Below are 15,495 nucleotides of genomic sequence, written 5' to 3' on the forward strand. Positions count from 1 at the left end.
GCCACGCCCCACCCTGAGATCGTGGTGTGACGACCACCATATATTACTCGTGGGTAATGTGGGGATCGGTCAGATCGGTCGTCGTATCGAGGTCTCGACGTAGGAAGATTTCGGAGGACTCGCCTGGGAGTAACAGAACTCCCGCGTCGGTGTATCCCATTGCGCGATAGAAGTTCTGGGCTGATTCGTCGGCGAGTGTGGAGGTGAGGACCTGCGAGTGTCCCGCGCGGCTCATGCGTTTTTCCCAATCTGTGACCAAAGCGCGCCCGATGCCTTGGCCGCGGTTCGAAGACAGGACGGTCAGCATGTTCATGAACGGAATCTCGTCCCAGAACAAGCCCCAGCGCAGCCATCCGATTGGATTACCGTTGTCCTCGGCGATGAGTATCCGGCCGCGTTGGACCACTGACGCGAGTTCCTCGGCAGCGACGTGCGAGTCGTGCTCACGTAAGAACGGCAAGTCTGTCTGCGCTGCGACGCGAATGTTCACCACAGAAGTCAGTATCGCCGTTCAGTCGGAGTTGATGGCGTTCGGCTTGGACAGGTAGACGACTCCGGGGATTTGGCTGGGGTCCGGCGGCAATTGGGAGTAGCCCGCTCGGGTGTACAGGCGAATGTTCCGCAGGCTCCTGCTTCCGGTGAACAGCTCGAAACGGGTGATGCGCTCCGGAGCGTTCTGTTCCACGTGCTGCAAGAGGCGTCGGCCGAGGCCGTTGCCCGCCAAGTCCGGCGCCACCATGAGGCGACCGATCTGCCATGCGGTTCCGTCCGCGGTTCCTCGCACGGCCCCGACGAGTCGGCCGCCGCGTCGTGCGGTCCAGACAGTCGACTCCTGAACCCAGGCTCGGACCGTGGGTAGGTCCTCGTGGAGCGGGGGTATGTCCATGCTGTTGTTGGAGATTGCTTCCGAGACCCAGCAACAGCGTTGTAGAACAAGGATTTCCGCGGCGTCCTCGTCCGTTGCGCGCTCTATGACTATCTCGTTCATGGTTTCCCTTACGAATAGGTTTTTCGCACCCGCAGGGCAATTGTTCAGCCGCAGGCTGAATTTGGCGCGCGGCTGAACAATTGGCGCGCGGCTGGGAATGCAGAGAGTTTCAATTCAGGCATAACAAACAAAACGCCCGCAACCAATTGGTCGCGGGCGTTTCGTGAAAAGAACGTCAGACAGTTGCCGGAGTGTTCTCGTCCAACTTCGGATCTTCGTTCGCGATTCGCTTGTTGCGAATGAGGCTGCTGATGAAAGCAGCGCCGATCAAGAAGACACCGACCAGGCCGGTGATGATCTCGTTGATGTGAACGCCGATGGACACCATCAAGATGACGGCCAGAGCGCCGATGGCCCAGTGCGCACCGTGCTCGAGGTAGACGTAATCGGAGAGCGTGCCCTTGCGGACCAGGAAGACCGTGATGGAACGGACGAACATCGCGCCGACGAAGCCGAGGCCGAGGGCGATGATGATCGGGTCTGCAGTGATGGCGAATGCGCCGATGACGCCGTCGAAGGAGAAGGACGCGTCGAGGACCTCGAGGTAGAGGAACAGGAAGAAGCCGGCCTTACCGGTCGCTTTCGCGAGCTGCGTGGGGCCGCCGGACTTGGCGGTTTCTTCCTCTTCGCCTTCTTCCGGCAGATTGAACAGTTCACCCAAGCCGTTGACCGCGATGTAGGTGATCATGCCCAGAACGCCCGAGATCATGACGGTGGAGACCTTGTCGTCAGCGGCGAGGAACGAACCACTCAGTACCAGGACGATGCCGGCCACGACGACGGAGAGCTGATCGAGCTTGCCGATGCGAGCGAGCGGCTTCTCCAGCCAGGACAGCCAGGTGATCTCACGCTCTTCGAAGATGAATCCGAGGAAGAGCATCAGCAGGAACATGCCACCGAAGGCAGCGATCTGCGGGTGAGCGTCGGTGAGGATGGTTTCGTAGCTCGGCTCGCCGTTGGCGAAGTACGCGGCGTCGTCCGCAGGCGGGTTCAGTGCGAGGTCGAGTGCAGCTACGGGTCCGAGACCGGATGCAGCCCAGACGATCACGAGCGGGAACACCAGACGCATACCGAAGACGGCGATGATGACGCCGATGGTGAGGAAGATCTTCTGCCAGAATTCACTCATTCTTTGCAGAACAGTGGCGTTGATGACGGCGTTGTCGAAGGAAAGCGAGATTTCCAGAATCGACAGGATGATGACGAGGAACAGTGCCTCGGGTCCGCCGTAGATGAACGCAACGATCATCGCGAGGATCGAAATTGCGATGGATAAACCGAATATTCGCAGTACCACGGAGCGTGGCCCTTTCTAGTTGGTCAATGCAGAGTGGTTACTGCAAGCGGTCTCTCACCGCATCCGAACGTGAAAACGGGGAGGGTTCCACAGACTACTGCGGAACCTTCCCCGAGTCAGCTCGTCGAGAGCGAAGATCAGACGTTGACGCCGTAATCGCGCGCGATGCCCGCGAGGCCGGACGCGTAGCCCTGGCCGATTGCGCGGAACTTCCACTCTGCACCGTTGCGGTACAGCTCACCGAAGACCATGGCGGTCTCGGTGGAAGCGTCCTCGGAGAGGTCGTAACGAGCGAGCTCGTTGCCGTTCGACTTGTCGACGACGCGGATGTACGCGTTGCGGACCTGGCCGAAGGACTGCGAGCGAGCTTCTGCGTCGTAGATCGAGACGGGGAAGACAACGCTCTCGACCTCGGCGGGAACCGCTGCGAGGTTCACGTCGATCTGCTCGTCGTCGCCTTCGCCTTCGCCGTCCGTGTTGTCACCCTTGTGCTCGATCGAGCCGTCGGGCGAACGGAGGTTGTTGAAGAAGATGAAGTGCTGGTCGGAGAGGACCTTCTTGTTCGAGCCTGCGCCGATTGCGCTGGCGTCGAGGTCGAAAGCAGCTCCGGTGGTGGAACGTGCGTCCCAGCCCAGGCCGACGACCACTGCAGTCAGGTTCGGGGCCTCCTTCGTGAGAGAGACATTGCCGCCTTTGGTCAAGCTGACGCCCATTCAGGGGTCCTTTCAAGAGGAGAGACAAGGCCCACTACGACGCGAAGTCGTCTTGGGAGTGTGTTTACCTCCACCACCCTAACCGCAGTTCCGGTGTGTTCGCCGTAACAGCAGAATTACGAACCGAGAAGCGAAGTGCTGGACCCGTAGGATTCAATCGTGGTGGGAAGATGGTCGGAGCGCTTCAATCGGGGGGCAAGAGTGGGGGAGTCGGTCAGTCGTGCGCGGGAGGCGCAGACGGCCATGGTTTCGGCGTTCCTCGACATGGACAAGCGGCAGACCATCGCGTCGGCAGCAGTCGACGCTTCCGCCGAGCTGTACCCCGAGCGAGGGCTGCGCGCTGCGTGGGAACCCGTTCGGGATCGGTGCTTCCAGGCTGCGTCGGACTACCTCGACACATCCGAGCGCTATGGCAACGATCAGGTACTTCACCAGAACCCGAACGGTGCTCGGGCGGCGTTCGAAAAGTCGGTAGCCGAACTCGTCGAGGCGGCGAAGGGCGTCGACGCCTTCTACAACGGGCATCGTGCGCACCTCGAGCAGGCGACGGTCACGATGTCCGCCATTCCCGTCCTCGGCCAGCAGGCCCGAACCCTGGCGAACGCCGTCCGGGAAAAACTGGCTGCCACCGATCAGCGCTATCGCGAGTACCCGTCGGTGGTGACGGCCTCCGAACACCTCGACGACGCGGTTGCAGCGCTCGACAATGCGCGCTCATCCGGTCGCGCCGACGCAGTCCGCACGCGGGCCGAGAGTGTCCGCGAAGCGGTATCGGCGCTCGAGGAAGCATTGGCAGAAGCCCCGTCGACCCAGCACCGTGCCGAGATGACGATTTCCTCGGTCTCGACCAGGTTGTCGGCAGTGCGCACTCGAGTGGACCGCCTGGATCCGGCGTACTCCGCATTGCTGCGCGAGTTCAACGCCGCGAGTTCCGCTGACCTCGTCGACAACAGCAGTCGCAGCCGAGCGCATATCGATCAGGCCGACATCGATCTCAAGGAAGCGAAGCAGTCGCTGGCTGCGGGAAACCCCGAACATGCACTGGCTTTGATGGCCGAAGCCCGCGTGCACCTCGCCGACGCCGAAGCGTGTGCCGACGCCGTGACGGACCGTCTCGCTACTCTGCGTGCAGTCCGGGCAGATCCGAGCCAAAAGGAACGTGAGGTTCGTTTCCGGCTGAAAGACGCCCAGATGTTCGCTGTTAACCAAGGGTTGGTGGCGGAGTGGGGCTCCGTACTCGATGCTCAACTAGCAAGGATCGAGCGAGCGAGTGCGTCACTGTCGGGAACTCATCCGGACTACTGGTCGTATGTATTACAGCTGGACTCGGTATCGACGTTCATCACCGAAGTTGTCGAGAAGATGCGGGCGCGAGCCGGCAAAAACTGAATGGTCGGGCCGATCGGGGGATCGGAGTTGCCCGACGCGTTGTCACAGGGGGTCGTTTCATGGACTTGATTGCGGTTACAGAGAGAAGAGAAATGCAGCACTTTCAACATCTCGAGGATGACGTGCGGGAGCAACTGTTCCTGCATGCGCCTCGATCGTTCGCGGATTCCGACGAGAGGGATCTGCTCGCGATTGCTCTGGGTGCAACTCTCTACGTTCCTGCCACCCGGGCCGGGTTGGCCGACATCGTGGTCAAGCGTGCGTCCGAGGGCGTCAGCTCGATGGTGCTCGATCTCGAGGACGCCGTCGCGGATCACGAGGTGGAGTCAGCGCGAGCGAACGCGGTTGACGCTCTCGACAAGATCGCGTCCACCGACGCCGTCGGCATGCTGCTGTTCGTGCGGGTTCGTGAAGTCGCGGACATCCACAAGGTCGCCGCGTCGTTGACCGAGGGGCGCGCCGCGCTCACCGGGTTCGTCATCCCGAAGTTCGGCAGCGAGTCCGGCCCTGTGTTCCTCGACGCCGTCGCGGACGCATCCGAGTTGCTGGGCAAGCATCTCTACGCGATGCCGGTACTCGAATCACCCGCGCTTGTGCACCGCGATACTCGCGATCTCGAATTGCGCACCATCAGTGGGATTCTCGCGCAACACCGCGATCGAATCCTTGCCGTCCGCATCGGCGCCACCGACATGTGCAGCACCTTCGGTATCCGCCGCGACCGCGATCTGACCATCTACGACGTGCGCGTGGTGGTCGACGTCATCGCCGACATCGTCAACTATCTCGGGCGCGCGGACGGTTCGGGTTTTGTCATCACCGGGCCCGTGTGGGAGTACTTCGCCGATCACGAACGCATGTTCCGGCCGATGCTGCGCGCCACTCCGTTCGAGGAACACGACGCCGTCCGGTTCCGTCAGCATCTCGTCAGCCGCGACCTCGACGGTCTGCTCCGTGAGATCGCGCTGGACCGAGCCAACGGAATCCAGGGCAAGACGGTCATCCACCCGTCGCACGTCGCAGCGGTCAATGCATTGTCCGCCGTCACGCACGAGGAATATCACGATGCCCTCGACATTCTCGGTGCCGACGCCGGGGGAGTTCAGGCGTCCGGCTACCGGAACAAGATGAACGAGATGAAGCCGCACCGCAATTGGGCCCATCAGACTGCGCTCCGAGCTCACGTGTTCGGTGTGACCAACAAGGGAATCACGTTCGTCGAGTTGCTGACGGCGTTGGTCGATCGATGACAGAGCTTGTCCAGTCCAAGGACGTTCCCTGGGCTACAGCAGAATTCGGCTTGGACCTCGTTCACGGTGATTCGTCACTCGGGCATTCGGTGCCCGATCTGGTGATCCCGGGACTTCGGCGGAATCCGCGTCGCGCTCATCTGCTGGTGTCCACCGTGCTGGGAAAGCACGTGCCCACCGAGCCGTCCGTGGTCATCGGCGCTGCCGACGACCTCGGCGATCTGGTGCGGACAACCCTCGGTGAGGGTGTCGACGTCGTCGTTCTCGGATTTGCCGAAACCGCAACAGGTTTGGGCCACTGCGTCGCAGCTCGCCTCCACGCTCACTGCTACCTGCACTCCACGCGCCGAGACGTACCAGGGGCTACGACGCTCGCCGGATTCGAGGAGGGGCACTCGCACGCCACGAGCCATCTGATGCAGCCGACGTCCGCCGAACTGTTCGAGAACGACCTGCCTCTGGTCCTCGTCGACGACGAGATCTCCACCGGCGCCACCGCGATCGATGCCATCCGGGCGCTGCACGGGCAATGCCCGCGAAGCCGCTACGTCGTGGCCTCGCTGGTGGACATGAGAACCGAGGAACACCGAGTCGCCGGCGAAGCCGCGGCGGCAGAGTTGAATGTACGAATCGACTACGTCTCTCTCGCTTCGGGTTCGACGGTCCTGCCCGACGGCCTGACCGAGCGCGTCACGGCGCTGGATGCTCCGGATCTCAATCCGATCGGTGACCGCCGTGGCACGCTGGCACGGATCGATCTGCCGTGGCCGGCACATGTCCCCGACGGTGGCAGGCACGGCTTTCTCGATGGCGACACCGCGGCATTCGAGTCAGCCGTCGAGGCAGCGGTGTCCATTCTCAAATCGTCGATCGACGCGTCGCGTGCTGTGATCGTGATCGGTCACGAGGAGTTGATGTACCTGCCACTGCGCATCGCTGCGGGCTTGGAAAGCTCTGGGCGAGCAGTTCGTTACCAGACCACAACTCGCTCACCCGCGTACGTCGTCGACGTGCCGGGATACCCGCTGCGTCGCGGGTTCACCTTTCCGGCGCCCGAACTGGGTGAGAACGACCCTCGATACGTCTACAACGCGCAGTGGCCTGATGCGGCGGTCGACGCCCTTGCGTTGCTGGTCATCGACGAGCCCGCCGACACCGATCGGTTGACGGCGATGGACGGAGTGGTCGAGGTGTTGCGGAACTCCGGCACCGACGTCCTGGTCGCCACCGTTCGCGGGGCCGATCCGTCGGCGCTGCGAGATTCCAGAGCAGGGAGCTCGTCATGAACGAACCATTGGTCGGGCCCGAATTCGGTTCGTACGCGCCGGGCGAAGTGAAGTGGCTGCTCAAGGATCTCTCGCACGTGGATCTCGAAGCGGATGTATCCGTGCGCGAGAAGCGTATTCAGTCGGGTGAGGCGCACTATGCCGAGTCTCTCCCCATCGAGTACCAACCCGATCAGGCATACCGGGATCTTTTCGAGACGGTGCTCGCCGAGAGCGCTCCACGGTTGGCGCGCGCTGTCGGGACCGTGATGGACCTGGTCTTGGCCGAGCGGGGGAGTGACATCACGCTGGTCTCACTCGCCCGGGCCGGAACACCGATCGGGATTCTGATGCGGCGCTGGGCCCAGCAGACCCGCGGGTTGACGTTGCCGCACTATGCGGTGTCCATCGTCCGTGGCAAAGGAATCGATTCCGTCGCACTCGATTATCTTGCGCACCATCACGACTCGGAGAACGTCGTCTTCGTCGACGGCTGGACGGGCAAGGGCGCCATCGCCCGCGAACTCGACGCAGCGTTGACGGAGTACCACGAGGCAGGCGGAGCGAAGTTCGACTCCGATCTGGCTGTTCTCGCCGACCCCGGACACTGCGTGCGAACGTACGGGACCCGTGACGACTTCCTGATCGCGTCGGCGTGCCTCAATTCGACGGTGTCCGGCTTGGTCTCACGAACTGTCCTCAACGACACCCTCATCGGGCCCGGCGATTTCCACGGCGCCAAGTTCTACGCCGACCTCGCCGACGTCGACGTTTCCAACAGGTTGCTCGACGTGGTCTCGGCCGAGTTCGATTCGGTTCGCGGCGACGCAGCGGATTCTCTTGCTGCAGTGCTCGATTCCGATCGGACGCCGACCTGGGCCGGTTGGGAGTCGGTGGAGAAGGTGCAGGCCGAGTACGGGATCTCGACGGTCAACTTCGTCAAACCCGGTGTCGGAGAAACAACCAGGGTGCTGCTGCGCCGGCTTCCCTGGAAGGTTCTGGTGCGCGAACTCGAAGCCCCGGAGCACGCACACATCCGGTTGTTGGCACAGGCCCGTGGGGTCCCGGTCGAGGTCGTCCCGGATCTCGCCTACTCGTGTGTCGGCCTGATCAAGGACATCACGTGAGCCGTGTGGACACCGCTGCGTCCCAGGTCCTGATCGCCACGGATCTGGACCGCACGATGATCTATTCGCAGGCCGCGATCGGCGGCGATCCCAGTGGCTCCGACCTGGATTCGGCACCGAGCCCGCTGTGCGTCGAGTACTACAACGGCGGTCCGCTCTCGCACATGAGCGTCGAATCGATCGAACTGCTGACTGCGCTCAGCTCGCGGGTTCCGGTGATTCCGACAACGACCCGGACCATCGCACAGTTTCAGCGGATCGATCTCCCCGGCGGACCGTGGAAGTACGCGATCACGAGCAACGGCGGAAACATCCTGGTGGACGGCGAAGCCGATCGCGAGTGGCGAAACGAGATCGACCGTTCGACCCGCAAGGCCGGCGCCGAGTTGCCGCAGGTTCAGGCGGAACTGGAATCGCGCATCGACTCGAGTTGGGTCAGCTCCATTCGTGTTGCCGACGATCTGTTTCCGTACCTGGTCGTCGATCTGGCCGTGATGCCGAGTGAATTCGAGACCGAATGGAATCACTGGTGTGTGGCGCGGGGCTGGAACGTCTCTCGTCAAGGCCGGAAGATCTACACGATGCCCGACGCTGTCTCGAAGTCACGCGCGCTGGCAGAGGTGCGCCGCAGACTGGTCGAGTCGGGTGATCTGGATCAGTCCGCCGTCGTGATCTCGGCTGGTGACGGCGCATTGGATGCGGACATGCTCGAATACTCCGATTTCGCGATCAGGCCCAGGCACGGTGAGCTGGAAGAACTGAATTGGCAACGGCCGACCGTTACTGTGACAGAAAGGTCCGGTATCGCAGCGAGCGCGGAGATCTTGCGGTGGTTCTCTTCCGCGCTCGGGTAATACACGCTCTCTATGAAGGGGATTTAGTTGTCTGTATCGCTTGCCAAAGGGCAGAACGGCCCGCTGGACGTCTCGGATGTAGTTGTCTCGGTTCAGCTGGCTGCGGCCGCTGACCTGTCTGCACTCCTCGTGACGAGCAACGGAAAAGTTCGTTCCGACGCCGACTTCGTCTTCTTCAACCAGCCGACCGGACCCGGCGTGCAATTGGTACCCAACCCGGGTGGCATTGCCTCACTCCGAGTCTCACTCGCCGGCGTACCCGCCGATATCGAGCAGGTTCGCGCCGTCATCACGCTCGACGACGCTTCGTCGAACTTCGGGCGCACTGCTGCACCGACCGCTCGGGTCTCCGATGCGGCCGGGAACGTGTTGTACGAGTACGTGATCGACGGCCTCACCACCGAGTCCATCGTCATCGCGCTCGAGGTGTACCGACGCCAGGGTGCATGGAAGGTGCGCGCCGTCGGCCAGGGGTACGCGGGTGGATTTGCCGCGCTGGTCACCGATCATGGTGTGTCCGTCGACGATGCACCACCGCCGCCTCCCACTCCGGTCGCGGCTCCGGCGCCGATCACCCCGCCCTCGTCCGTCGCTCCTACACCGCCGGCGTACAACCAGCCGCCGCAGCAGCAGCCTTCGTACAACGCGCCGCCGGTTCCGCCGGCCCCGCCCGCGTACAACCAGCCGCCGGCCTACAACCAGGGACCGACGCCGCCGGCCTACCCGCCGGCGCAGCAGCCTGCCTACAACCAACAGCCTGCGTACAACCAGCAGCCGACGTACAACCAGGCGCCCCCGGCGCCTCCCGTGCAGAACCAGCCGCCGGCCCAGCAGCCCGAGGTGAGCCTGGTCAAGGGACGCCCCGTCAGCCTGACCAAGGGACAGAAGGTCACACTCCGCAAGGAGGGCGGCGTCGCGCTCACCATGATCCAGATGGGTCTGGGTTGGGATCCGATCAAGAAGAGCGGCCTGTTCGGAAGCCGTACCGCCGATGTCGACCTCGACGCTTCGGCACTCCTGTACGCCGACGGCAACCTCGTCGACGTCTGCTACTACGGTCAGTTGACGTCCAAGGACGGCTCGGTCCGTCACATGGGTGACAACCTGACCGGCGACGGAGACGGCGACGACGAGGTCATGCTCGTCGATCTTCAGCGGGTCCCGGCTCACGTGACCACCGTGATCTTCACCGTGACCTCGTACCGCGGACACACGTTCGAGCAGGTCTCCAACGCTTTCTGCCGTCTCGTGGACAGCACCACCAACTCCGAGCTCGCTCGATACACGCTCCAGGGCGGCATGGCTTTCACCGGAATGGTGATGGCAAAGGTGTACCGCGTGAACGGTGAATGGAAGCTGCAGGCCATCGGTGAAGGTATCCAGGCCAAGCACGCAGGAGAAGCTGCGCCGCAGCTGGGCCGTTTCCTCACTGCTTGAGTCGAGACTGCATACTCGAGATGAATCCGGTTCGGCGGTAGGTGATTTCGATCGCCGTCCGTCGAACCGGACATCGTTTCCCCCTCTGTGCGTTAACCTCATGCGGCATGTCGAGCCGTCAGTCGAGCGGCCGTGCGCGAGAGGACTTGGCACAGTAGATGATCATTCGAGGGAAACTTCTCGGTCGGGCGGCGGCCGTCGCAGGCGTTGTGCTGGCGCTCGTGAGCACCGGAATCGCGCAGGCTTCGGTGCCCCAGTCGGAAACTCGGTCAGGAGTATCCGGCACCGGGATCAAGTACGTCGCCCTCGGTGACTCCCGTGCCTCCGGTCCAAGGCTGGAACCGATGTACCCCGACGCCTGTTCGCGTTCGTACGAGAACTTCGCGGGCAAGATCTCTCGGGCACTCGAGGTCGCGGAGTTCACCGACGTCTCTTGCAGCGCGGCACGCGCCGAGAACATCATCGACACTCCACAGCTGATTCCGAACTACTGGCCTGTCCAACTCGATGCCGTTCACCCGGACACCGACCTGATCACCATCTCGATCGGCGGCAACGACTCCAACAGCATCTTCCTCGGCCCCCTGTGCGTCGCTCCGGGGCCAGGAACCGATCGTGGATGCCGGTACGACCCGCTCGCGAATTCCGTCGCCCAATCCGGAATCGACCGGGCTGCCGGAGAATTGGATCGCATCCTGACTGCGGTCACGCAGCGCGCGCCTAACGCTCGCATCTACCTGATCGGAGAGGGCGGCATGATCTCCTCTCGCGGATGCTGGCCGAACATTCCGTTCTCAGACGCCGACGCATCCTGGTTCATGGACTACTTCGCTCGCTACAACACGAAGTTCGACGAGGTGGCCCACGCCCACGGTGTGCGCACTGTCGACATTGCGGCGGCGAGCATCGCCGGCGGGCACGACGCATGTGCGAGTGCAGATCAGCGTTGGTTCGAAGGCCTGTTCTCGGAGTCGACGGCGCAGCGCTTGCACTTCACGGACGCTGGGATGACCGCGGTGGCCGATCTAGTGGTGGCGGACGTGCAAGGCTGACCGAGAGAGCCCGGTCATGGCATAGTTCGCTGCTGTGGGTATGACTTTTGTTCCCGGACAGAACGCGCCGCTGCAGGCGCCCGTGGTGACGTTTCGAGCCGAGAGCCAGACGCCGTTCGACGTGTCGGCGCTGGTAGCGGACGCGAACCTGCGGGCATTGACGTCCGCGGACTTCGTGTTCTACAACCAACCATCCACCGCTGGAGTGCAACTCGACCAGAGCGGCATCCGGGTGGAACTCGATCGACTTCACCCCGATGCCGCGGCCGTGTTGTGCATCGTCAGCGTGGATCCGGCAGCGACGGCCGCGGGCGCCTTTCGCACGGCCGGGCTCTCCGCCACCCTGAGCGATCAATCCGGTTCGGTCCTGGCCGAATTCGCGATCCCCACCGCAGGTACCGAGACAGCGGTCATCTGCTGGGAGCTGTACCGAAAGTCCAGTGCCTGGAAGATCCGGGCCGTAGGGCAGGGCTATGCGGGTGGTCTGGCGGAACTGATCTCGGTGCACGGCGTCGAGGTGGACGACGAGCCGGCACAACCAGGCCCGACAGCTGCGCCCGAGTGGGACTCCGCCGTGGAGCCGTTGGAGGTGGGCCGCGGCCTCGAGCGTGCGTGGATGATCTTCGAGGACGCCTCGCGTTCTGCCGCTTCCTTCGTCTCCAGCAGCGAGTACGCGCTTGCCCGTTTGGACGAGGATCTGACCGCAGCCGTCGCAGATCCGTCGTTGCGGAACTCGGCAGCGGGAGTGGCGGCGCGCGATGCCGCACAGAAGCGTCACGACGACCTCGTCTCACTCGCGCGGGACAATCACGCCCGCGACAGCGCTCAGCTTGCGCACGAACTCGGTGTGATCGACGGCGTGCTCCCACGGTCGATGGCGTCGTGGAAGTCGGTATCCTGGGCGGGTACAACCGATCCGGCCCAGATCACAGCCGTCAGCGACGGAATGCGTCTTGGCGAGCTGTCGGCTCCGGACCGCGGCACACTCACCGTTCCGTACTGCGTCCCGTTGCCATTGCGCCGGCCGATCTGGGTGGACAGTACGTCGAGCAAAGCAGCGCTCGGTCTGATCAGTGCCGTCACCGTGCGTGTCATGGCCGCCGGCCCGATGCCGCTACTCGACGTCGTCGACCTGACCGGCTCGCTCACGCCACTGACCGACCGACTGGCACCGATGCTCGCGGGGCCGGTCATCACCACTCACACCGAGATCTCAGCGCGTCTGCGGGCACTCGCCGAAGCCGTCGACATGGGCGAACTCGCGCGAATGAGTGGTGTCGCAGATGGCCCGAGTTCCCTGCGCCTGTTGATCCTCAGCGATTTCCCGCACGGATATTCCGCCGAAGACGCACAGACCATCATGTTCCTCGCCGAACGCGGACCGGCAATCGGTTTGTCGATACTGATTGTCGGAGAGGATGAGTCGAACTTCGCGGAAGAATCCGTCGCCGCGCTGTCCGAGGGGTGCCAACATCTTTCGGCAGCAGGGCAGACGGAGGTTCACGATCCGTGGACCCGCACGCAATGGCACTTCACCCCGGACGTGCTCGACCCGATCTCCGAGTCGCGAATTCTGGCAGTGTTCGACCGCACCTAGCGGCCGATGGCGGATTGCCGAGCGCACAGGCAGAGTGGTGGTACGACCACGCGCGGTGTGTGGCGGCAATACTCGAGGAGACTCATGGCATTCTGGGATCAGTTGAAGGCTAAGGCTCAGGAGATGAACGGCCAGCTCAAGACAAAGACCAGCCAGTTCCAGAACAAGGAATTCAAGAACGCGAGCATGGCAATGTGCGCGTTGATCGCCGCCGCAGACGGTTCGATCGATCCGTCGGAGCGTCAGAAGACCGCCGCGCTGATCATGAGCAACGAGTCGCTCGCGGTCTTCCCGCCGGACGAGCTTCGTGAGCAGTTCGACTGGTACTGCAGCAAGCTGTCCTCGGACTACGAGTTCGGCAAGGTCGAGGCAACCGCGACCATCGCCAAGCTCAAGTCGAAGCAGGATCAGGCCCGCGCAGTCATCCAGATCGGCATCATCATCGGCGGCGCGGACGGCAACTTCGACGAGCACGAGCGCGGCGTCGTACGCGACATGTGTTTTGCAGTCGGAATCTCTCCGGCCGAGTTCGATCTCTGATCGATTCAGAGCATGAAAGCGGGTGCGGCGCGAAAGCGCTGCACCCGCTCTTCTTTTCAGTACTCGGGATAACCGTCCTCGGGTCCCAGCATGCGCTCGATCCTCGTCCGCGTGATCTTGGCGAGCTCGTCGACGCAGACCTTGCGCTCGACGGACCGTTCGTTGGACATGCGCTGGCCGATGTTCTCGAGCAGGTCGTCGGCGTCGTGGCCGTGCGAACACCACAGATACCGGAAGCCGAAGTTCCGCTCGTACTCCTCGCCGGCGCGATAGATGGTTGCCATGACGGCGTCGTCCGGAACCCAGATCGAGCATTGCTCGAGGTGGGACGGCACGCTGTTCTTGCGCACGCCTACGGGTGGATGGCATTGCAGGGCGCGTTCGACGTCCTCGTCCGAGAGGTTGAGAATCGCGTCCTCGGCGCGCGAGAGGATCTCCGCGTGGTCGGCGAACGGACGTCCGTCGCTGACCCACCCGGCCCACGTCAGCGAGCAGCAGCACTCGAACAATGCGTGAACCGCCTTCTGCCGCGGTAGTTCGTTGAAGCGCTCCAACCCGATCGATTGATGTAGCAGCATGTGACCTCCCGGCCCGTTGTGCTTTCAGGCGCGCTCGACATGCCGCGCGGTAACCAGATGCGCGACCATATCGATAATTCACTGCTTCACCTGGGAAAGGAAGGTTTGCTCCCCGAGTTTTCAGGTTCTTAACGCGGCGTAACGAGCTGACCCACACAACGCAGGAGCCCCACCGGCGACAACCGGCGAGGCTCCAGACCGGGAATCTCTAGAAGGAAAAACCCGATCATGACTGTCGCCGGCGGGCCTATATCCAGCCAAGGCGCTCGCTCTCGCGATCGCCATTGCCCTCGGCATCACCGCCTGGCGCATTCGTACATTCCTTCGGCCATCACCGGGACCGGTTCTACGAGCCGCACTCGAGGATGCGTGGAAGACGAGATTGCGGCCACCCACTGCTCCAGGGAACAAACGACGATCATCCACATTTCGCCACCATCGCTGCGGACGAGCGGCAATCGCGCAGATTGTTGCCGACTGCCGCATAGACGCCGTGCTCGACGACCCACGATTCGAGCAGCTCCTACTAGGCGTAGTAGTGCCTGTAGCGTCCATGCCATGGGCTCTCGAAATTCCCGGCGATGGGGATATGCGCTGACGGCATTGGCGGTCATCGCGTCCGGTATCTCGGTCTTCGGCCCACAGAGCTTTCCGGGGCGAGAGCCGACATTCACCGGGGCCACAGCCTGGAACATCGATCCCGACGGCACCATCACTGAGATTACGGATTCGGACCTCGTTGCCGAAACCACGTTCGAGGACCCGCCGCCGCTCCGGGCAAGCGCAGTCGTCCGTGAGTTCCACGCCGAGGAAGGCTGGGGTGTACTCGACGCAGCCGAAATTCCCGGCGGTTGTTGGGTGTTCTACTCCGAGATTGTGGCGACTGGGTACCGCGTCCTGACTCCAGGCCAGCTAGTGGACCTTGAATACGAGGACCTTGTTGCGCAGTACGGTTCCGACGCGCACCAGGATGGCTACCGTTATCGTGCTACGTCCGTCCATCCGTGAGCCGCGCTGGTCTGGTAACGCGGATTTGGACCGCTTTAGGTGTGCGAAGTGGAATACCGGGAGTGCACCGACGGCGGACTCAGACACCCAGCATTCAATGGTTTGCGCTCGACAAGTCCGCTGACGAAGTCAACCCGCCGGATCGTCACTGATTCAGTGCAACAGCACAATTGAGGAAGGTTCGTTGTGGACAATTGGTGGTTGTACTGGAGCCCGTTTCCTCAGCCTGTCCGTGAGTGGCTGTGGATGATCGTGCAGCAGGTTTGGCCTAGCTGAAAACGGGTCATGGCCATTATTCACGCCCTGCCCTCGTACAGATCAGCTGCGGTATTGATGGTCAACCCGGAACCGAAGTGCGGGCCACCGCCGAGGTAGTAGATCCCGGAAATCCGTTTGGGAT

At 62.8% G+C, this 15,495-nt stretch carries 15 protein-coding genes; 10 read left to right on the forward strand and 5 right to left on the reverse strand.

From position 1 onward, the window contains the following. Positions 1–43 precede the first annotated feature (43 nt). From P0M12_RS15245 to P0M12_RS15260, 4 genes are all read right to left on the reverse strand, one after another. A complete protein-coding gene (locus tag P0M12_RS15245) occupies positions 44–493 on the reverse strand; it encodes a GNAT family N-acetyltransferase (protein ID WP_007727049.1) in 450 nt (149 codons plus the stop codon). 18 nt (positions 494–511) lie between these two features. Beyond that, on the reverse strand, positions 512–988 hold the full coding sequence (locus P0M12_RS15250) for a GNAT family N-acetyltransferase (protein ID WP_007727048.1): 477 nt from the start codon (positions 986–988) through the stop codon (positions 512–514). Positions 989–1,163: 175 nt separating this feature from the next. Further along, positions 1,164–2,285, reverse strand: a complete 1,122-nt coding sequence (locus P0M12_RS15255; protein ID WP_046377871.1) for a DUF475 domain-containing protein — start codon at positions 2,283–2,285, stop codon at positions 1,164–1,166. A 137-nt stretch (positions 2,286–2,422) separates the two neighbouring features. After that, positions 2,423–2,998, reverse strand: a complete 576-nt coding sequence (locus P0M12_RS15260) for a TerD family protein (RefSeq protein WP_003941199.1) — start codon at positions 2,996–2,998, stop codon at positions 2,423–2,425. Positions 2,999–3,241: 243 nt separating this feature from the next. Here P0M12_RS15260 and P0M12_RS15265 point away from each other — a divergent pair, with 243 nt between their 5' ends. The 9 genes from P0M12_RS15265 to P0M12_RS15305 all read left to right on the forward strand — a co-directional run bounded on the left by P0M12_RS15265 (position 3,242) and on the right by P0M12_RS15305 (position 13,509). Further along, the gene (locus tag P0M12_RS15265; RefSeq protein ID WP_007727045.1) at positions 3,242–4,387 is read left to right on the forward strand and encodes a hypothetical protein; all 1,146 of its coding nucleotides are present in this window, start codon (positions 3,242–3,244) and stop codon (positions 4,385–4,387) included. 92 nt (positions 4,388–4,479) lie between these two features. After that, entirely contained in the window at positions 4,480–5,637 is a 1,158-nt protein-coding gene (locus tag P0M12_RS15270) for an HpcH/HpaI aldolase/citrate lyase family protein (protein ID WP_042950575.1), read from the forward strand. Further along, positions 5,634–6,923, forward strand: coding sequence for a phosphoribosyltransferase domain-containing protein (locus P0M12_RS15275; RefSeq protein ID WP_007727042.1), 1,290 nt, complete (start codon positions 5,634–5,636; stop codon positions 6,921–6,923). The genes P0M12_RS15270 and P0M12_RS15275 overlap by 4 nt, the downstream gene beginning before the upstream one ends. Then, complete coding sequence (locus P0M12_RS15280) at positions 6,920–8,029, forward strand: cysteine protease StiP family protein (protein ID WP_003941082.1); 1,110 nt, start codon at positions 6,920–6,922, stop codon at positions 8,027–8,029. Before P0M12_RS15275 ends, P0M12_RS15280 begins: the two co-directional genes overlap by 4 nt. Next, positions 8,026–8,883 (forward strand): HAD family hydrolase, encoded by an 858-nt coding sequence (locus P0M12_RS15285; RefSeq protein ID WP_082661496.1) that lies wholly within the window; start codon positions 8,026–8,028, stop codon positions 8,881–8,883. Before P0M12_RS15280 ends, P0M12_RS15285 begins: the two co-directional genes overlap by 4 nt. Positions 8,884–8,910: 27 nt before the next feature. After that, positions 8,911–10,320 carry a TerD family protein gene (locus P0M12_RS15290; RefSeq protein WP_054187881.1) on the forward strand — a complete coding sequence of 470 codons (1,410 nt, stop codon included), beginning with the start codon at positions 8,911–8,913 and terminating at the stop codon, positions 10,318–10,320. A gap of 158 nt (positions 10,321–10,478) precedes the next feature. Then, positions 10,479–11,372, forward strand: coding sequence for an SGNH/GDSL hydrolase family protein (locus P0M12_RS15295; protein WP_042922710.1), 894 nt, complete (start codon positions 10,479–10,481; stop codon positions 11,370–11,372). 40 nt (positions 11,373–11,412) lie between these two features. Next, positions 11,413–12,969, forward strand: a complete 1,557-nt coding sequence (locus P0M12_RS15300) for a TerD family protein (protein ID WP_277377897.1) — start codon at positions 11,413–11,415, stop codon at positions 12,967–12,969. An 84-nt stretch (positions 12,970–13,053) separates the two neighbouring features. Then, on the forward strand, positions 13,054–13,509 hold the full coding sequence (locus P0M12_RS15305) for a TerB family tellurite resistance protein (protein WP_003941110.1): 456 nt from the start codon (positions 13,054–13,056) through the stop codon (positions 13,507–13,509). 56 nt (positions 13,510–13,565) lie between these two features. Here P0M12_RS15305 and P0M12_RS15310 read toward each other — a convergent pair whose 3' ends face one another. Continuing rightward, a complete protein-coding gene (locus P0M12_RS15310; protein ID WP_007727034.1) occupies positions 13,566–14,087 on the reverse strand; it encodes a 2-oxo-4-hydroxy-4-carboxy-5-ureidoimidazoline decarboxylase in 522 nt (173 codons plus the stop codon). 558 nt (positions 14,088–14,645) lie between these two features. Between P0M12_RS15310 and P0M12_RS15315 the strand changes: the two genes are divergently transcribed. Then, complete coding sequence (locus P0M12_RS15315; RefSeq protein WP_080961075.1) at positions 14,646–15,095, forward strand: hypothetical protein; 450 nt, start codon at positions 14,646–14,648, stop codon at positions 15,093–15,095. Positions 15,096–15,495: the final 400 nt, after the last annotated feature.

The sequence above is a fragment of the Rhodococcus sp. RCBS9 genome (genome assembly GCF_029457415.1).
Classification (GTDB): domain Bacteria; phylum Actinomycetota; class Actinomycetes; order Mycobacteriales; family Mycobacteriaceae; genus Rhodococcus_F; species Rhodococcus_F qingshengii.

Coding starts and splice junctions, on each gene's coding strand:
- P0M12_RS15250 (WP_007727048.1), bottom strand. CDS start 988: ATGAACGAGATAGTCATAGAGCGCGCAACGGACGAGGACGCCGCGGAA.
- P0M12_RS15260 (WP_003941199.1), bottom strand. CDS start 2,998: ATGGGCGTCAGCTTGACCAAAGGCGGCAATGTCTCTCTCACGAAGGAG.
- P0M12_RS15265 (WP_007727045.1), top strand. CDS start 3,242: ATGGTTTCGGCGTTCCTCGACATGGACAAGCGGCAGACCATCGCGTCG.
- P0M12_RS15270 (WP_042950575.1), top strand. CDS start 4,480: ATGCAGCACTTTCAACATCTCGAGGATGACGTGCGGGAGCAACTGTTC.
- P0M12_RS15275 (WP_007727042.1), top strand. CDS start 5,634: ATGACAGAGCTTGTCCAGTCCAAGGACGTTCCCTGGGCTACAGCAGAA.
- P0M12_RS15280 (WP_003941082.1), top strand. CDS start 6,920: ATGAACGAACCATTGGTCGGGCCCGAATTCGGTTCGTACGCGCCGGGC.
- P0M12_RS15295 (WP_042922710.1), top strand. CDS start 10,479: ATGATCATTCGAGGGAAACTTCTCGGTCGGGCGGCGGCCGTCGCAGGC.
- P0M12_RS15300 (WP_277377897.1), top strand. CDS start 11,413: ATGACTTTTGTTCCCGGACAGAACGCGCCGCTGCAGGCGCCCGTGGTG.
- P0M12_RS15305 (WP_003941110.1), top strand. CDS start 13,054: ATGGCATTCTGGGATCAGTTGAAGGCTAAGGCTCAGGAGATGAACGGC.
- P0M12_RS15310 (WP_007727034.1), bottom strand. CDS start 14,087: ATGCTGCTACATCAATCGATCGGGTTGGAGCGCTTCAACGAACTACCG.
- P0M12_RS15315 (WP_080961075.1), top strand. CDS start 14,646: ATGGGCTCTCGAAATTCCCGGCGATGGGGATATGCGCTGACGGCATTG.